The organism is Streptomyces sp. NPDC004561 (assembly GCF_053602155.1).
The window spans coordinates 1-14,984 of the sequence record NZ_JBSGDB010000038.1 but is presented as its reverse complement, the minus strand read 5'-3'; the positions used below and the strand labels follow the sequence as shown (position 1 = coordinate 14,984).

The 14,984-nt window shown below is 70.6% G+C and carries 17 protein-coding genes and 1 pseudogene; 7 read left to right on the top strand and 11 right to left on the bottom strand.

Annotation, left to right across the window (positions count from 1 at the left end):
* A pseudogene (locus ACWEN3_RS08045) lies at positions 1-320 on the bottom strand (hypothetical protein); the annotation flags it as partial.
* 203 nt (positions 321-523) lie between these two features.
* Between ACWEN3_RS08045 and ACWEN3_RS08040 the strand changes: the two are divergent.
* The 4 genes from ACWEN3_RS08040 to ACWEN3_RS08025 are packed head-to-tail and all read left to right on the top strand — an operon-like array spanning position 524 to position 3,876.
* The gene (locus ACWEN3_RS08040) at positions 524-1,324 is read left to right on the top strand and encodes an ABC transporter permease (protein ID WP_452967116.1); all 801 of its coding nucleotides are present in this window, start codon (positions 524-526) and stop codon (positions 1,322-1,324) included.
* Positions 1,325-1,373: 49 nt separating this feature from the next.
* Positions 1,374-2,138, top strand: coding sequence for an ABC transporter permease (locus ACWEN3_RS08035; RefSeq protein ID WP_452967151.1), 765 nt, complete (start codon positions 1,374-1,376; stop codon positions 2,136-2,138).
* 4 nt (positions 2,139-2,142) lie between these two features.
* A complete protein-coding gene (locus tag ACWEN3_RS08030; RefSeq protein WP_452967113.1) occupies positions 2,143-3,111 on the top strand; it encodes an ABC transporter ATP-binding protein in 969 nt (322 codons plus the stop codon).
* A gap of 9 nt (positions 3,112-3,120) precedes the next feature.
* Positions 3,121-3,876 (top strand): DUF1707 SHOCT-like domain-containing protein, encoded by a 756-nt coding sequence (locus ACWEN3_RS08025; protein ID WP_452967110.1) that lies wholly within the window; start codon positions 3,121-3,123, stop codon positions 3,874-3,876.
* A 32-nt stretch (positions 3,877-3,908) separates the two neighbouring features.
* Here ACWEN3_RS08025 and ACWEN3_RS08020 read toward each other — a convergent pair whose 3' ends face one another.
* The 3 genes from ACWEN3_RS08020 to ACWEN3_RS08010 form a co-directional block, all read right to left on the bottom strand.
* Positions 3,909-4,310, bottom strand: a complete 402-nt coding sequence (locus ACWEN3_RS08020) for a hypothetical protein (RefSeq protein ID WP_452967107.1) — start codon at positions 4,308-4,310, stop codon at positions 3,909-3,911.
* 124 nt (positions 4,311-4,434) lie between these two features.
* On the bottom strand, positions 4,435-5,172 hold the full coding sequence (gene rph, locus ACWEN3_RS08015) for a ribonuclease PH (protein ID WP_452967105.1): 738 nt from the start codon (positions 5,170-5,172) through the stop codon (positions 4,435-4,437).
* A gap of 95 nt (positions 5,173-5,267) precedes the next feature.
* A complete protein-coding gene (locus ACWEN3_RS08010) occupies positions 5,268-5,501 on the bottom strand; it encodes a glucose PTS transporter subunit EIIB (protein ID WP_452967102.1) in 234 nt (77 codons plus the stop codon).
* Between the two features lie 184 nt (positions 5,502-5,685).
* Here ACWEN3_RS08010 and ACWEN3_RS08005 point away from each other — a divergent pair, with 184 nt between their 5' ends.
* A complete protein-coding gene (locus ACWEN3_RS08005; RefSeq protein ID WP_452967100.1) occupies positions 5,686-6,993 on the top strand; it encodes a PTS transporter subunit EIIC in 1,308 nt (435 codons plus the stop codon).
* Between the two features lie 192 nt (positions 6,994-7,185).
* Entirely contained in the window at positions 7,186-8,451 is a 1,266-nt protein-coding gene (locus ACWEN3_RS08000; RefSeq protein WP_452967098.1) for a PTS transporter subunit EIIC, read from the top strand.
* An 80-nt stretch (positions 8,452-8,531) separates the two neighbouring features.
* Here ACWEN3_RS08000 and ACWEN3_RS07995 read toward each other — a convergent pair whose 3' ends face one another.
* Positions 8,532-9,284, bottom strand: coding sequence for an MBL fold metallo-hydrolase (locus ACWEN3_RS07995; RefSeq protein WP_452967095.1), 753 nt, complete (start codon positions 9,282-9,284; stop codon positions 8,532-8,534).
* A 236-nt stretch (positions 9,285-9,520) separates the two neighbouring features.
* Here ACWEN3_RS07995 and ACWEN3_RS07990 point away from each other — a divergent pair, with 236 nt between their 5' ends.
* Positions 9,521-9,979, top strand: a complete 459-nt coding sequence (locus ACWEN3_RS07990; RefSeq protein WP_452967092.1) for a type II toxin-antitoxin system PemK/MazF family toxin — start codon at positions 9,521-9,523, stop codon at positions 9,977-9,979.
* A 14-nt stretch (positions 9,980-9,993) separates the two neighbouring features.
* Here ACWEN3_RS07990 and ACWEN3_RS07985 read toward each other — a convergent pair whose 3' ends face one another.
* The 6 genes from ACWEN3_RS07985 to ACWEN3_RS07960 form a co-directional block, all read right to left on the bottom strand.
* The gene (locus tag ACWEN3_RS07985) at positions 9,994-10,452 is read right to left on the bottom strand and encodes a hypothetical protein (protein WP_452967089.1); all 459 of its coding nucleotides are present in this window, start codon (positions 10,450-10,452) and stop codon (positions 9,994-9,996) included.
* A gap of 127 nt (positions 10,453-10,579) precedes the next feature.
* Positions 10,580-12,655, bottom strand: a complete 2,076-nt coding sequence (locus ACWEN3_RS07980) for a putative Ig domain-containing protein (protein ID WP_452967087.1) — start codon at positions 12,653-12,655, stop codon at positions 10,580-10,582.
* A 329-nt stretch (positions 12,656-12,984) separates the two neighbouring features.
* Positions 12,985-13,935 carry a PLP-dependent cysteine synthase family protein gene (locus tag ACWEN3_RS07975; RefSeq protein WP_452967086.1) on the bottom strand — a complete coding sequence of 317 codons (951 nt, stop codon included), beginning with the start codon at positions 13,933-13,935 and terminating at the stop codon, positions 12,985-12,987.
* A 17-nt stretch (positions 13,936-13,952) separates the two neighbouring features.
* On the bottom strand, positions 13,953-14,231 hold the full coding sequence (locus ACWEN3_RS07970; protein WP_452967084.1) for a MoaD/ThiS family protein: 279 nt from the start codon (positions 14,229-14,231) through the stop codon (positions 13,953-13,955).
* A 109-nt stretch (positions 14,232-14,340) separates the two neighbouring features.
* Positions 14,341-14,436: a putative leader peptide gene (locus ACWEN3_RS07965; protein WP_350896351.1), complete on the bottom strand. Its 96-nt coding sequence runs from the start codon at positions 14,434-14,436 to the stop codon at positions 14,341-14,343.
* A gap of 79 nt (positions 14,437-14,515) precedes the next feature.
* A complete protein-coding gene (locus ACWEN3_RS07960) occupies positions 14,516-14,938 on the bottom strand; it encodes a Mov34/MPN/PAD-1 family protein (protein ID WP_452967149.1) in 423 nt (140 codons plus the stop codon).
* Positions 14,939-14,984 lie beyond the last annotated feature (46 nt).

The window sequence follows — 14,984 nt, the reverse complement described above, 5'->3', positions numbered from 1 at the left end:
GAACCGTCCGCCTTCCCGGAACCGTCCGCCTTCCCGGAACCGTCCGCCTTCCCGGAACCGTCCGCCTTCCCGGAACCGTCCGCCTTCCCGGAGCCGTCTGTCCTGCCGGAGGCCCCGGTCCCCTCGGACCGGTCGGCGTCGGCGGCGCTCCCGGGTTCGTCGGAGGGTGCGGCGGACTTCGGCGCGGGTGTGTTCCCCGTCCCCTTGTCCGGGGCGGCGGCCGTCTCGTGGCCCCCCGGGGTTCCGGGCCCTTCAGCCGGCAGCGGCTCTTCCGGTGCCACGCCCTCGTTCGGCTGCTGCGGCTGCGGCTCGTCGCTCATGTCGTGCACGGACTCCTGTTTCGCGTCGTACGTTCCCGTACGCCTCGTACGCCTTCTGCGCCCCCTGTTTGAAGACTCTCGCACCTGGCGTTCCGTTCCCGGATTCCGGCACGCTTCCGGCGCGGAAATGCGTGGCCGGCCGCCGGGCCTCCGGACTAGGCTCCTGCGCTTCGGTGTCGAGTTGTCCGAGGAGGTTGACTGACGTGGGCGCGGGACGGTTGTACGTGGCCGTCGCGATAGGGGGGTTCAGACGGTACGCGACGTATCGGGCCGCCACTGCGGCAGGGGTCTTCACCAACACGGTCTTCGGGCTGATCCTGGTCTGCACGTATCGGGCGCTGTGGGACCTGAAGCCGCACCTGGGTGGCTATGACCAGGCACAGGCCGTCACCTACGTGTGGCTGGGGCAGGCCTTTCTGTCGACGCTCGCGATCGGCGGCGGGGGCGTCGAGGACGAGTTGATGGAACGCATCCGTACGGGGGATGTGGCGATCGATCTCTACCGGCCCGCCGATCTCCAGCTGTGGTGGCTGGCGGCGGATGTGGGGCGGGCGCTCTTCCAGTTGCTGGGCCGGGGGGTGATCCCGTTCGTGTTCGGCGCGCTGTGCTTCCCGATGTACCTGCCGGCCGACGTGGGCACCTGGGCGGCGTTCCTCCTGGCCGTGCTGCTGGCGATGGCGGTCGGCTTCGGGATCCGGTACCTGGTGGCGCTGAGCGCGTTCTGGCTGCTGGACGGCGCAGGGGTGGGGCAGATGGCGTGGCTGCTGGGGTATTTCTGCTCGGGGATGCTGCTGCCGCTGAACGTGTTCCCGGGCGCGCTCGGCGAGGTCGTGCGGGCGTTGCCGTGGTCGTCGCTGCTGCAGGCGCCGGCGGACATCCTGCTCGGGCACGGGGATCCGCTGGGCACGTATCTCTTCCAGGGGGCGTGGGCGGTGGCGTTGCTGGGTGCGGGGCGGCTGGTGCAGTCGGCGGCGACGCGCCGGGTGGTGGTGCAGGGTGGCTGAGCGCGGCCGGTTCGCGGAGGGTGCGCGGGCCTACCGGCTGATCGCCTGGATGTGGATCCGGTCCACGATGGCCTACCGGGTGTCGTTCGCCATGACCACGTTCGGGAACTTCGCGGCGACGTTCTTCGACTTCGTCGCGATCATGCTGATGTTCTCGCGGGTGGACGAGCTGGGCGGCTGGTCGCTGCCGGAGGTGGCGTTCCTGTACGGGCTGTCGGCGGTGGCGTTCGGGCTGGCGGATCTGGTGATCGGGTCGATGGACCGGCTGGGGCGGCGGCTGCGGGACGGGACGCTGGACACGCTGCTGGTGCGGCCGGCGCCGGTGCTGGCGCAGGTGGCGGCCGACCGGTTCGCGCTGCGGCGGCTGGGCCGGGTGACGCAGGGGCTGCTGGTGCTGGGCTGGGCGCTGCCCCGGGTCGCCGTCCACTGGACGCCGCCGAAGCTGGTGCTGATGCCGGTGATGGTGCTGAGCGGGTTCGGGATCTTCTGCGCGGTGTTCGTGGCGGGGGCGGCGTTCCAGTTCGTGGCGCAGGACGCGTCGGAGGTGCAGAACGCGTTCACGTACGGAGGGACGACGCTGTTGCAGTATCCGCCGACGGTGTTCGCGAAGGAGCTGGTGCGCGGGGTGACGTTCGTGCTGCCGCTGGCCTTCGTCAACTGGCTGCCGGCGAGCTATGTGCTGGGGCGGCCGTATCCGCTGGATCTGCCGCGGTGGGTGGCGTGGACTCCCCCGCTGGTGGCGGTGGGCTGCTGCGCGCTGGCGGGGCTGGCCTGGCGGGCGGGGCTTCGTTCGTATCGGAGTACAGGGAGCTAGCGCGGTGACGGACAGCGACTTCATTTCTCTTGAGCGGGTCGAGAAGGTGTTCGAGGTACGCCGGAGGACCGGGTTCCTCAGGCGGGAGCGGCGCGAGGTGCGGGCGGTGGACTCGCTGTCGTTCACCGTGGCGCGTGGGGAGATGGTCGGGTACATCGGGCCGAACGGCGCCGGGAAGTCGACCACGATCAAGATGCTGACCGGCATCCTGACGCCGAGTGCCGGGCGGCTGCGGGTGGCGGGGATCGATCCCTCGCGGGAGCGGACGCGGCTGGCGCATCGCATCGGGGTGGTGTTCGGGCAGCGGACCACGCTGTGGTGGGACCTGCCGCTGATCGACTCCTACCGGCTGGCGCACCGGATGTACCGCATCCCGGACGGCCGTTACCGGGAGAACCTGGACCGGCTGGTGGAACTGCTGGAGCTGGGCGCGCTGTTGGACGTGCCGGTGCGGCAGCTGTCGCTGGGGCAGCGGATGCGCGGGGACGTCGCGGCGGCGCTGCTGCACGATCCGGAGGTGCTGTACCTGGACGAGCCGACGATCGGTCTGGACGTGGTGTCGAAGGCGAAGGTACGGGGTTTTCTGCGGGAGTTGAACGCGGAGCGGGGCACGACGGTGCTGCTGACCACGCACGATCTGCAGGACATCGAGCAGTTGTGCTCGCGGGTGATGGTGATCGACCACGGGCGGTTGATGTACGACGGTCCGCTCGCGGGGCTGCACGAGGCCGGGGAGGGCGAGCGGACGCTGGTGGTGGACCTGGAGCGGGAGCTGCCGCCGGTTCGGGTGCCGTCGGCGCGGGTGGTGCGGGTGGAGGGGCCGCGGCAGTGGCTGGCGTTCCCGGCGGGGCAGTCGGCGGCGCCGGTCGTCGCCCATCTCGCGGCGGAGTACCCGCTGGTGGACCTGTCGGTGCGGGAGCCGGACATCGAGGCCGTAATCGCCAAGATGTACGCCGAGAAGGCCGTCTCGTAGGCTGCTGTCATGACCGACGACGCAAGTCCGGACCTCCGGGCGTCCGACGCCGACCGTGAGCGGGTCGCCGAGGTGCTGCGGGACGCCCTGGCCGAGGGGCGGCTCGACATGGCGGAGTTCGAGGAGCGGCTGGAGGCGACGTACCGCGCGCGTACCTACGGGGAGCTGGCGCCGCTCACCCGGGATCTGCCCGCCACCGGTGCCGCTGCGCCGCCCGCCCGGGTGTCGTTCACCAAGGTGCCGGAGGAGAGCGGGAGTTGGGCGGGCAGGATCGTCGGGGGCGAGGGGTCCTCGGCGGGCGGGATCGCGATCCTGTCGGGCTTCGAGCGCAAGGGCCGCTGGACGGTGCCGAAGCGGTTCAACTGCTTCACGTTCATGGGCGGCGGCGAGATCGATCTGCGCGAGGCGAACTTCGCGGATCGCGAGGTCGAGATCAACTGTGTGGCGATCATGGGCGGGGTGCAGGTGATCGTGCCGCCGGGGGTCGAGGTGGTGGTGCGTGGCATCGGTGTGATGGGCGCCTTCGAGCACCCGAGGGACGACGGGCCGCCGGAGCCGGGCGCCCCGCGGGTGGTCGTCGGCGGTTTCGCCTTCTGGGGCGGGGTCGGTGTGGAGCGCAGGGTCACCCGGGCGGAGCGGCAGCGGCTGAAGGAGGAGCGCCGGCAGGAGAAGCTGGAGCGCAGGGAGGCCCGGCAGGAGCTGCACCGGTCGCGCCGTGAGGAGCGGTTCGAGGAGCGGGACAGGCGCCGCGACGAGAGGTACTGAGCGGGCTCCCGCGGTGTGCGCGGGAGGTGGGCCTACTTCGTGCAGACCTTGGTCAGTTCGCCGGTCGCGTCGGTGACCGCGTCGAGGTCGGGGGTGTGGTCGCCGTTCCTGATGGCGGTGCGGACGTGGGCGACGGCCTTGCCGAGGTGGTCGACGGCCTTGTTGACGTCGGTGTCGTCGGTCCGGTCGCCGATCTTGTCCAGGTTGTGCTGGATGGAGTCGAGGGCGGTGTCGGCGCGGGCGGGGTCGTTCGCCGCGTTCTCGACGGTCTGCTGGAGGTCGGTGACGCTGTCGGCGATGGAGTCGGCGGTGTGCACGCAGTCGAGGGCCTTGTGCACGGCGTCGCAGCCGGTGGTGAGGCCCGCGGTGAGCGCTGCGGTCGCCACGGCGGTGGCGACGCCGGCGAGGCGGCCTCGGCGTCGGCTGGCGGCCATGGTGGTGTCCCTCCCCTGGTGCGGCTGGCCGGGCGCACGGTGTCGGGCCGTGCGCCCGTATCCCTAGGACGCCGGGAGGGTGTGGCGGGTTGCCCTCGTGAGATCGGCGGGCCCGGCCCGCGTGCTACCTGGCGAGTGTGGTCTCCAGGGCGGCGCGCTGGTGGGCGGCGAGGTCGGTGCAGCCGGTGACGGCGAGGTCGAGCAGGGCGTCGAGTTCCTCACGGGCGAAGGGCTCGGCCTCGGCGGTGCCCTGGACCTCGACGAAGCGGCCGTCGCCGGTGCAGACGACGTTCATGTCGGTCTCGGCGCGCACGTCCTCCTCGTAGCAGAGGTCGAGCAGCGGGACGCCGCCGACGATGCCGACGGAGACGGCGGAGACGGTGCCGGTCAGCGGCTGCCGGCCGGCCTTGATCAGCTTCCTGCCCTGGGCCCAGGCGACGGCGTCGGCGAGGGCGACGTAGGCGCCGGTGATGGCGGCCGTGCGGGTGCCGCCGTCGGCCTGGAGGACGTCGCAGTCGAGGACGATGGTGTTCTCGCCGAGCGCCTTGTAGTCGATGACGGCGCGCAGGGAGCGGCCGATGAGGCGGGAGATCTCGTGGGTGCGGCCGCCGATCTTGCCCTTGACGGACTCCCGGTCGCCGCGGGTGTTGGTGGCGCGGGGCAGCATGGCGTACTCCGCGGTGACCCAGCCCTCGCCGCTGCCCTTGCGCCAGCGCGGGACGCCTTCGGTGACGGAGGCGGTGCAGAAGACCCGGGTGTCGCCGAAGGAGACGAGTACGGAGCCCTCGGCGTGCTTGCTCCATCCCCGTTCGATGGTGACCGGGCGGAGCTGTTCGGGGGTACGGCCGTCGATGCGAGACATGGCAAGGAGCCTAGCCGCAGATGCGGAAGGGGCTCGTCCCGTGGGGGGAAGAGCCCCTTACCGGTGAACCCTCGCGGTCCGGTGGACCGGTGGGGTCACATCATGTCTTCGATCTCCGCGGCGATCGGGTCGGCGTCGGTGCCGATGACGACCTGGATGGCGGTGCCCATCTTGACGACGCCGTGGGCGCCGGCGGCCTTCAGGGCGACCTCGTCGACCAGCGAGGGGTCGGACACCTCGGTGCGCAGGCGGGTGATGCAGCCCTCGATCTCCTCGATGTTGTCGATGCCGCCGAGGCCGGCGACGATCTTCTCAGCCTTGCTGGCCATGTTCCTTCTCCCTGATCCGAACCGCTTTGTCGCAGTAACCCACAGTTGGCCCATCTTCGCGAGCGGTCGTGCCGTCCTTGCCGGATGATGGCGATCACGACAGCGGAACCGTCCGCGAACTGGTCTACACCACCCGGGGGACGGTCACCAAACCGCGTCCGAGTCGAGTGGCCGGAGGACGCCCATGACCGCAGAGCGGGCCGGCGGCGCCGCGGGCACGGACGGCCCGGCGCGGGAGCGCTGGAGCCGGTTGTTCCAGGGTCTGCAGAAGATGGGCCGCAGTCTGCAGCTGCCCATCGCGGTGCTGCCGGCCGCGGGCCTCCTGATCGGTCTGGCGCAGCCGGGCGTGGTCGGCGCGGACGGTCTGGGGTGGACGGCGGTCGCCAAGGTGATGCAGGGGGCGGGCGGCGCCCTGCTCGACGGCTCCCTCGGGCTTCCGCTGCTGTTCTGTGTGGGCGTCGCGATCGGCATGGCCAGGAAGTCCGACGGCTCGACGGCGCTCGCGGCGGTGGCGGGCTTCCTCGTCTACTACGGGGTGCTGCACCAGTTCCCGCAGGACTGCCCGGCCGGCTCGAAGGCGGTTCCCGGTATCGGCTGCCAGGTCGGGAGCGGGACGGTGACGGCGTTCACGTTCCAGAACCCCGGTGTCTTCGGGGGCATCGTGATGGGTCTGCTGGCCGCGTTCTTCTGGGCCCGTTTCCACCGCACCCGGCTGGTGGACTGGCTCGGCTTCTTCAACGGCCGCCGGCTCGTCCCGATCATCATGTCGTTCGTCGCCATCCTGTTCGCGGCCGTGTGTCTGTGGATCTGGCCGCCCATCGGCGGCGCGCTGGAGAGTTTCAGCCACTGGCTGCACGAGGCCGGCTCGTGGGGCGCGGGCCTGTTCGGGGTCACCAACCGCGCGCTGCTCGTCGTGGGCCTGCACCAGTTCCTGAACGTGCCCATCTGGTTCCAGTTCGGCAGCTACACCAAGCCGGACGGCACGGTGGTGCACGGGGACATCAGCATGTTCCTGGCGGGCGACCCGAACGCGGGCCAGTTCACCTCGGGTTTCTTCCCGATCATGATGTTCGCCCTGCCGGCCGCCGCGCTGGCGATCACGCACTGCGCCCGGCCCCACCGGCGCAAAGAGGTGGGCGGTCTGATGCTGTCGGTGGCGCTCACCTCGTTCGTCACGGGCATCACCGAGCCGATCGAGTACTCCTTCATGTTCATCGCTCCCCTCCTCTACGCGGTCCATGCCGTGCTCACCGGCGTCTCGATGGCGGTGACCTGGGCGCTCGGGGTGCACGACGGCTTCAGTTTCTCGGCGGGTCTGATCGACTACGTCATCAACTGGCACCTGGCGACGAAGCCGTGGCTGATCGTCCCGATCGGCCTGTGCTTCGCGGCGGTGTACTACGCCGTCTTCCGGTTCGCGATCACGAAGTTCGACCTGAGGACTCCGGGCCGGGAACCGGAGGAAGAGGTCGAGGACGTGACCAAGGTCTGACCGCGTCGCGCGGGGCTCCGCGGCCCGGGCGCGGGGGCACACGGCGCGTAGCGCTCCGGTAGCGGATTTCGTGGTTCCTTACACGGCCTTCATCGTGCTACAACAGGTCTACACCACTGAGTGGTGTAGACCAGAGACGCTGCCGTCCCCTTCCATGGTTCCCGGGCGGCGCCTTGCCTCCAGGAGGAACTCGTGACCACGGCCACCGCCGCCCCCGCGGCAGAGAAGAAGAAGGGCGCCGGCGCGATGGCTGTACTGCAGCGCATCGGCCGCAGCCTGATGCTGCCGGTGGCGGTGCTGCCGGCCGCGGCCCTCCTGGTCCGCCTCGGCAACACCGACATGCTGGGACGCCCGTCCTTCCCGGCGTTCCTGACGAAGATCGCGTCCTTCATGGCCGCCGGCGGCAACGCGATCCTCGACAACATGGCGCTGCTGTTCGCGGTGGGCATCGCGATCGGCTTCGCGAAGAAGTCGGACGGCTCGACGGCGCTCGCCGGGGTCGTCGGCTATCTGGTCTTCAAGAACGTGCTGGGCACCTTCACCGACAAGAACCTGCCGAAGGTGGCGACGGCCGTCGACGGCAAGGTCGTCATGGTCGACGCCCCGGTGGACGCCAAGGTGCTCGGCGGTGTGGTGATGGGCATAGTGGTGGCGCTGCTGTACCAGCGCTTCTACCGCACCAAGCTGCCCGACTGGGCGGGCTTCTTCGGCGGCCGGCGCCTGGTGCCGATCCTGTCCGCCTTCGCCGGTCTGGTCATCGGCATCGTCTTCGGCTACATCTGGCCGGTCCTCGGCACCGGTCTGCACAGCTTCGGTGAGTGGCTGGTGAAGTCGGGCGCGGTCGGCGCGGGCATCTTCGGTGTCGCCAACCGTGCGCTGATCCCGATCGGCATGCACCACCTGCTGAACTCCTTCCCCTGGTTCCAGGCCGGCGAGTACCACGGCAAGAGCGGTGACATCGCGCGCTTCCTGGCCGGCGACCCGCACGCGGGCCAGTTCATGACCGGCTTCTTCCCGATCATGATGTTCGCCCTGCCGGCCGCCTGCCTCGCCATCGTGCACTGCGCCCGGCCCGAGCGCCGCAAGGTCGTCGGCGGCATGATGTTCTCGCTCGCCCTGACGTCCTTCGTCACCGGCGTCACCGAGCCCATCGAGTTCACGTTCATGTTCATCGCGCCGGTCCTGTACGCGATCCACGCGGTCCTCACCGGTGTCTCCATGGCGCTGACCTGGTCGCTGGGCATGAAGGACGGCTTCGGCTTCTCCGCCGGCGCGGTCGACTTCGGCCTGAACCTGGGCATCGCGACCAACCCCTGGGGTCTGGTCCTGGTCGGCCTGTGCTTCGCGGTGGTCTACTACGTCGTCTTCCGCTTCGCCATCACCAGGTTCAACCTGCCCACGCCGGGCCGCGAGTCCGACGAGGAACTCGCCGAACTGCAGAAGGCCGAGGCCAAGTAGGGCCGGCCCGCGCAGCCGGAACGAACGAAGGCCCCCGGAACCAGTGAGGTTCCGGGGGCCTTCGGCGCGCCGAGGGGCGCTCAGATCTCGTACACGGCGCGCGGGGCGGCGAGCTCCACCGGTCCGTCGAACACCTCGCGTGCGTCGCGGAGGTTGACCCGCGGGTCGGTCCACGGCGGGATGTGGGTGAGGACCAGCCGGCGGGCGCCCGCGCGGGCCGCCGTCTCGCCCGCCTCACGGCCGTTCAGGTGCAGGTCCGGGATGTTCTCCTTGCCGTGCGTGAACGCGGCCTCGCACAGGAACAGGTCGGCGTCCCGGGCCAGCACGTCCAGCGCCTCGGTGACGCCCGTGTCCCCGGAGTAGGTGAGGGTCTTCCCGCCGTGCTCGATCCGGATGGCGTACGCCTCCACGGGATGGCGGACCCGCTCCGTGTGCACCGTGAAGGGGCCGATCTCGAAGGCCGACGGCTTGACGGTGTGGAAGTCGAAGACCTCGCTCATCGAGGAGGCGGAGGGGGTGTCGGCGTAGGCGGTGGTCAGGCGGTGTTCGGTGCCCTCGGGGCCGTAGACCGGGATCGGGTCGCAGCGGCCGCCGTCGTGGCGGTAGTAGCGCGCGACGAAGTAGCCGAGCATGTCGATGCAGTGGTCCGCGTGCAGATGGCTCAGGAAGATCGCGTCGAGGTCGTAGAGACCGCAGTGGCGCTGCAGCTCGCCGAGGGCGCCGTTGCCCATGTCGAGGAGCAGCCGGAAGCCGTCGGCCTCGACGAGGTAGCTCGAGCAGGCCGATTCCGCGGACGGGAACGACCCCGAGCAGCCGACGACGGTGAGCTTCATGAAGCAGAAACCTCCGTTGGCGGAATTCCGGTGGGCGGGACGAGGGCCCTCGGAAACGAGGGATGACGGGGGTCGTGCGGTCCGTCGAGCGTAAGGCGCGAAAGCGCGGGTCGCTCCTCCGCCAGGGGGCGTTGTGGGCGAACTCACCTGTGCTGTCACCGGTTCGGCTGGACCCGGAGTGCACCGGGATCGCGGGAGGGCGCGCGATGTACGCCGCGCGCCGGTAACGTCGTCGTATGGACACGTCCTGGTGGCTGGCGCTCGCGGCGGTGGTACTGCTGGCGCTCGTCGCCACGCTCGTCGACGGCTGGGGACGCGGCCGCCGCCCCGGCGGGCGGCGCCTGCGGCCGCCGGGCCGGGCGGGCACCCGGGCGGCGCACGCGGGCCGCCCGTCCCCGGGTGACATCTGGTGGGCGAACGTCTCCTACGAGGACCGCCGCGAGGTCAAGGACCGGCCCTGTCTGGTGCTGTCCGTGCGCGGCGACCGGGCCACGGTCGCGAAGATCACCAGCAAGTACCACGACGAGCGCGCCGGGGTGATCCCGCTGCCGCCCGGCGCGGTCGGCGACGCGCAGGGCCGTCCCAGCTTCCTGCAGACCGACGAGCTGCGCGAGGTCCCGGTGGGCGACTTCCGCCGCCGGGTGGGCGTGGTCGACCCGGTCCTGTGGGACCAGGTACGCCACCTCGCCCCCTAGCGCCCGTCAGCTCCTCAGCTCTTCACGGTCACGGTCACCGTCCACTCCTGGATGCCCTTGCAGGAGAGCTGTCCGGGGGCGGTGGGCAGGGTGCACAGCGGGCGGGAGGACGCCAGCTTCACAGTGCCGGGGGCGACGGCCCGGTAGGCGGCCGTGGCGTCGCCCCGCTGGATGACGAAGCCCGCGTTGATGGCCTCCAAGGCGCCGCCGTTCGCGGTGAGCGGCTTCCAGGGGCGGCCCTTGGTGCCGTGGAGCGTGAGCCGCACCTCACCGCCCTTGGTCACACAGACCGTACGGCCGCCGTCCGCGGCCGTCAGCTCCACGTGGTCCGCGCACGCCCCGGTGCTGGGGGCGGACGGGTGTGTGGTGGGGGCCGGTGACACCTTGCCGTTGCTGCCGCCGCTCTGCTGGGAGCCGCAGCCCGCGAGGAGCAGTGCCGTCGCAGCGAGGGCGAGGGGTGTCGTACGGCGCATGGGGGACCGCCTTTCTGCCGTGGCCGCCGGCCGGCCACCTGATGCAGATGTGACGTACCACGCGCACGAACGGATCCCGCACGCGGACGGCTTCCGCGTGCGGGACCGGATGTTCGGCGGGTGCGTATCAGCCGGTCGTCAGGGCGGTGTCGTCCACGACGAAGCTGGTCTGCAGGGAGGAGTCCTCCACGCCGTTGAACTTCAGGGTGACCGTCTGGCCCGCCAGCGAGGACAGGTCGAAGGTCTTCTGCGCGTAGCCCGAGTTGGCGTTCAGGTTCGAGTACGTCGCCAGGGTGGTCGAACCGGCGGAGACCGTCAGCTTGTCGTACGCGGTGCTGCTGGTGGTCTCGGAGGTGTCGATGTGCAGGTAGAAGGTGAGCGTGGCCTTGCAGCCGGCCGGGATCGTCACCGACTGGGACAGCGTGTCGGTGTGCGAGGTGCCGTAGCCGTCCAGCCATGCCTTGTAGGAGCCGCCGTGGGCCGCCTCACCGGGGTCGTTGGTGATGACACCGCTGGTCGAGGTCCAGCCGGTGCTGCCCGACTCGAAGCCCGGGTTGGCCAGCAGCTGGGAGGAGGTGCAGCCGCCGCCCCCGCCGGAACCGACGGTCCAGGTGAAGGAGGTGGCGCCGGAGGCACCGGTGGAGTCGGTCGCGGTGACCGTGACCTGGTAGGTGCCGGCGGTGGACGCCGTACCGGAGATCAGGCCGGTGGAGCTGTTGACGGACAGGCCGGTGGGCAGGCCGGAGGCGCTGTAGGTCAGGGCCGCGCCCGCGCTGTCGCTGGCGTGGATCTGGAGGCTGACCGAGCCGCCGGTGGTGGTGGACTGGCTGCCGGGGTTGGTGACGGACACGGTGTTGCCGCCGCCACCGCCGCCGGACGTGAAGGCGGTGGTGCCGTTCGGGGTGCCCCAGCCGGTCGGGCCGTCGTAGCCGGTGGTCGCGTTGCAGAAGTACGAGGTGGTGCAGGAGCCGTTGCTGCCGCTGGTCACGTCGTACAGGTTGCCGGTGTGCGAGTACGGGTACTTCGCCGGGTAGTCGCTCGCGCCCGGGGTGCCCGCGAGGGCGTAGACCGAGGCGATGATCGGCGAGGAGGCGCTGGTGCCGCCGTAGACCGCCCAGCCGGTGCCGCCGTAGGTGTCGTAGACGGCCACGCCGGTGGCCGGGTCGGCGACCGCGGAGACGTCGGCCTCCATGCGCTTGGAGCAGCCGGTGTCGGTCTGCCAGGCCGGCTTCGGGTCATAGGCCGAGCAGCCGGAGCCGGTGCCCTCGGTGGAGCTGGTGTTCCACACCGACTCGCTCCAGCCACGGGAGTTGGAGGCGGTGTTGAGGGCGGTGCCGCCGACGGCGGTCACGTACTGCGAGGTCGCCGGGTACTCGGCGCCGTAGCCGGAGTCGCCCGCGGAGACGGTGATCGCGACGCCCGGGTGCTTGAAGTACTGGGTGTCCTCGCTGGTCTGGGTGGAGGCCTCGGAGCCGCCCCAGCTGTTGGAGACGAACTTGGCGCCGAGGGAGACGGCCTCGTTCTCGGCTATGCCGAGATCGGTGTCGTTCGCGGAGTTGGCCTCGACCAGGACGATGCTGCAGTTCGGGCAGACCGCGCTGACCATGTCGATGTCGAGCATCTCTTCGCCGGCCCAGCCGGTGTCGTTGGTCGGCAGCGAGGTGGTGGACCCGGTCTGGCTGACCTGCTTGAAGCAGCCGTTGGCCTTGGTGCACGCGGACAGGCCGTAGGTGGAGCGGTAGGTGCCCAGGTCCGACTCGGCGTTGGGGTCGTTGTAGGCGTCGACGATGCCGACGGTCATGCCCGAACCGGCCGCGGTGGGCAGGTTGTAGGCGCTGTGCAGGTTGGCCGGGGAGAGGCCGGAGGGCGCAGCGGCGGCGAGCGCCGAGGCGAGCCGCTGCTTGATGTCGGTGCGGCGCTGGGCGAAGCAGGACGCGTGGCCCGGCTCGGCTGCGGCGCACAGACGGGTCGTGGGGACCTTCTGTCCGGCCTTGCCGGTCGAGTGGAAGGTCTGCCGCTTGGGGTCGGTCAGAGCCTTGGCGTTCTGCGTGACCTTGGAGGTGTGCGGGTGGGCCGCGGCGGGCTGGGCACCTGCCGTCGGCGCGGCGGCGAATCCGGCGACGGACAGGGCGAGAGCGGGGAAGGCGACGGCCAGGAGTCTTCGCAGACTCGGTCTCCGCCCGCTCGGGCGTGACTCACGCATGGGGTACTGCCTCCATCGAAAAGTGGGGTTTCGCACTGGTTGGGCAGGCCCGTGACGCGCGTAGCGGCGGCGAACCGCGCAGTCATGAGCATGACACTCATAGCCACCCCGCACGCCGAGTGAGCGTGACATGACAGGGTGCGGGAGGAACGTAGCCCCGGGCACCCGCTACCGGGCAGTACCGGACGTAATTCTTTGCTTCTCCATAGGATGCGATTGGCCCCCTCATAGGAGGGGGCTGGCATGCGCTTGATGCGGGGCTGGGGGGTGTCGTTCGGATCAGGCCGGCCGTGAGGAACAGCGCTTGCCGGCCGATCCGAGCGGGGCCCCTAGGCCCAGAGCTGGCCCTGCAGCGTCTCGATGGCCTCCTCGGTGGTGGCCGCCGTGTAGACGCCGGTGGAGAGGTACTTCCAGCCGCCGTCGGCCACGATGAAGACGATGTCGGCGGACTCCCCCGCCTTGACCGCCTTCTTCCCCACGCCGATCGCCGCGTGCAGGGCGGCGCCGGTGGAGACGCCCGCGAAGATGCCCTCCTGCTGCAGGAGTTCACGGGTGCGGGTGACCGCGTCGGCGGAGCCGACCGAGAAGCGGGTGGTGAGCACGGAGGCGTCGTACAGCTCGGGCACGAAGCCCTCGTCGAGGTTGCGCAGGCCGTACACCAGGTCGTCGTAGCGCGGCTCGGCGGCGACGATCCGCACGTTCGGCCTGTGCTCGCGCAGATAGCGGCCGACGCCCATCAGGGTGCCGGTGGTGCCGAGGCCCGCGACGAAGTGGGTGATCGAGGGGAGGTCCGCGAGGATCTCGGGGCCGGTCGTGGCGTAGTGGGCGCCCGCGTTGTCCGGGTTGCCGTACTGGTAGAGCATCACCCAGTCGGGGTGCTCGGCGGCCAGCTCCTTGGCCACGCGCACGGCGGTGTTGGAGCCGCCCGCGGCCGGGGACGAGATGATCTCGGCGCCCCACATGCCGAGCAGGTCCCGGCGCTCCTGCGAGGTGTTCTCCGGCATCACGCACACCATGCGGTAGCCCTTGAGCTTGGCCGCCATGGCGAGGGAGATGCCGGTGTTGCCGGAGGTGGGCTCCAGAACGGTGCAGCCCGGGGTGAGCCGGCCGTCCTTCTCCGCCTGCTCGATCATGTGCAGCGCGGGGCGGTCCTTGACCGAGCCGGTGGGGTTGCGGTCCTCCAGCTTGGCCCAGATACGGACGTCGGCGGACGGCGACAGCCGCGGCAGGCGCACCAGAGGGGTGTTGCCCACCGCGGCCAGCGGGGAGTCGTAGCGCATCTTCGCTCAGCGACCGATCAGCGCATGCCGCCGGCCACGGCCGGCAGGATCGTCACGGTGTCACCCTCGGACAGCTTGGTGTCGATGCCGTCGATGAAGCGGACGTCCTCGTCGTTCAGGTACACGTTGACGAAGCGGCGCAGCTTGCCCTCGTCGACGATTCGGGCCTGGATGCCCGCGTGCCGGCTCTCGAGGTCGGCGAACAGCTCGGCGAGGGTGTTCCCGCTGCCCTCCACCGCCTTCTGGCCGTCCGTGTACGTGCGGAGGATGGTGGGGATGCGGACCTCGATGGCCATGGTTGCGGGCTCCTGTCGGAAAGGGTTCGTCGATTCGGTGTGCGCGCGGTGAGGGCCCCCGGGCTTCCGGCACCGGGGGGACGCCGCGGCCGTACAGCGGCGGGGAACGTCAACAGATGGCGCTGTTCAGCCTGCACAGGTCGACGTGCAGCCGCGCCACGAGCAGCACGCTCGGCGTCTTGTCGCTCACGTCGTTCAGAACCATGGGCTCATCGTAACGATTCCCGGTCCGGCTTCTGGAAGGTGATCTCAGATACCGGACGGATGACAGCCGAGGGCTGAGATCAGTACGCCTCGACGACCTTGACCTCCTCCTCCGTGACCTCGCCGTCCACGATGCGGAAGGAACGGAACTGGAACTCGCCGAGGCCGTCGGTGTCGGCGGTGGAGACGAGGACGTAGTGGGCGCCGGGCTCGTTGGCGTAGGAGATGTCGGTGCGGGAGGGGTGGGCCTCGGTCGCGGTGTGCGAGTGGTAGATGATCACCGGCTCCTCGTCGCGGTCGTCCAGCTCGCGGTAGAGCTTCAGCAGGTCGCCCGAGTCGAACTCGTAGAACGTGGGCGACATGGCCGCGTTCAGCATCGGGACGAAGCGCTCGGGACGGTCGGAACCCGCCGGGCCCGCGACGACGCCGCACGCCTCGTCGGGGTGGTCCTTGCGGGCGTGGGCGACGATCTGGTCGTGCAGGGCGCGGGTGATGGTCAGCATGTCGGTCAGCATAAGCAGAGGGCCGTCCCGTACCGGGGTGTGGTAC

Excerpts from the sequence above, each read along its gene's own strand:
- ACWEN3_RS08035 (WP_452967151.1), top strand. The coding sequence starts at position 1,374 with ATGTGGATCCGGTCCACGATGGCCTACCGGGTGTCGTTCGCCATGACC.
- ACWEN3_RS08025 (WP_452967110.1), top strand. The coding sequence starts at position 3,121 with ATGACCGACGACGCAAGTCCGGACCTCCGGGCGTCCGACGCCGACCGT.
- ACWEN3_RS08020 (WP_452967107.1), bottom strand. The coding sequence starts at position 4,310 with ATGGCCGCCAGCCGACGCCGAGGCCGCCTCGCCGGCGTCGCCACCGCC.
- rph (WP_452967105.1), bottom strand. The coding sequence starts at position 5,172 with ATGTCTCGCATCGACGGCCGTACCCCCGAACAGCTCCGCCCGGTCACC.
- ACWEN3_RS08010 (WP_452967102.1), bottom strand. The coding sequence starts at position 5,501 with ATGGCCAGCAAGGCTGAGAAGATCGTCGCCGGCCTCGGCGGCATCGAC.
- ACWEN3_RS08005 (WP_452967100.1), top strand. The coding sequence starts at position 5,686 with ATGACCGCAGAGCGGGCCGGCGGCGCCGCGGGCACGGACGGCCCGGCG.
- ACWEN3_RS07995 (WP_452967095.1), bottom strand. The coding sequence starts at position 9,284 with ATGAAGCTCACCGTCGTCGGCTGCTCGGGGTCGTTCCCGTCCGCGGAA.
- ACWEN3_RS07990 (WP_452967092.1), top strand. The coding sequence starts at position 9,521 with ATGGACACGTCCTGGTGGCTGGCGCTCGCGGCGGTGGTACTGCTGGCG.
- ACWEN3_RS07985 (WP_452967089.1), bottom strand. The coding sequence starts at position 10,452 with ATGCGCCGTACGACACCCCTCGCCCTCGCTGCGACGGCACTGCTCCTC.
- ACWEN3_RS07980 (WP_452967087.1), bottom strand. The coding sequence starts at position 12,655 with ATGCGTGAGTCACGCCCGAGCGGGCGGAGACCGAGTCTGCGAAGACTC.
- ACWEN3_RS07975 (WP_452967086.1), bottom strand. The coding sequence starts at position 13,935 with ATGCGCTACGACTCCCCGCTGGCCGCGGTGGGCAACACCCCTCTGGTG.
- ACWEN3_RS07970 (WP_452967084.1), bottom strand. The coding sequence starts at position 14,231 with ATGGCCATCGAGGTCCGCATCCCCACCATCCTCCGCACGTACACGGAC.
- ACWEN3_RS07965 (WP_350896351.1), bottom strand. The coding sequence starts at position 14,436 with ATGGTTCTGAACGACGTGAGCGACAAGACGCCGAGCGTGCTGCTCGTG.
- ACWEN3_RS07960 (WP_452967149.1), bottom strand. The coding sequence starts at position 14,938 with ATGCTGACCATCACCCGCGCCCTGCACGACCAGATCGTCGCCCACGCC.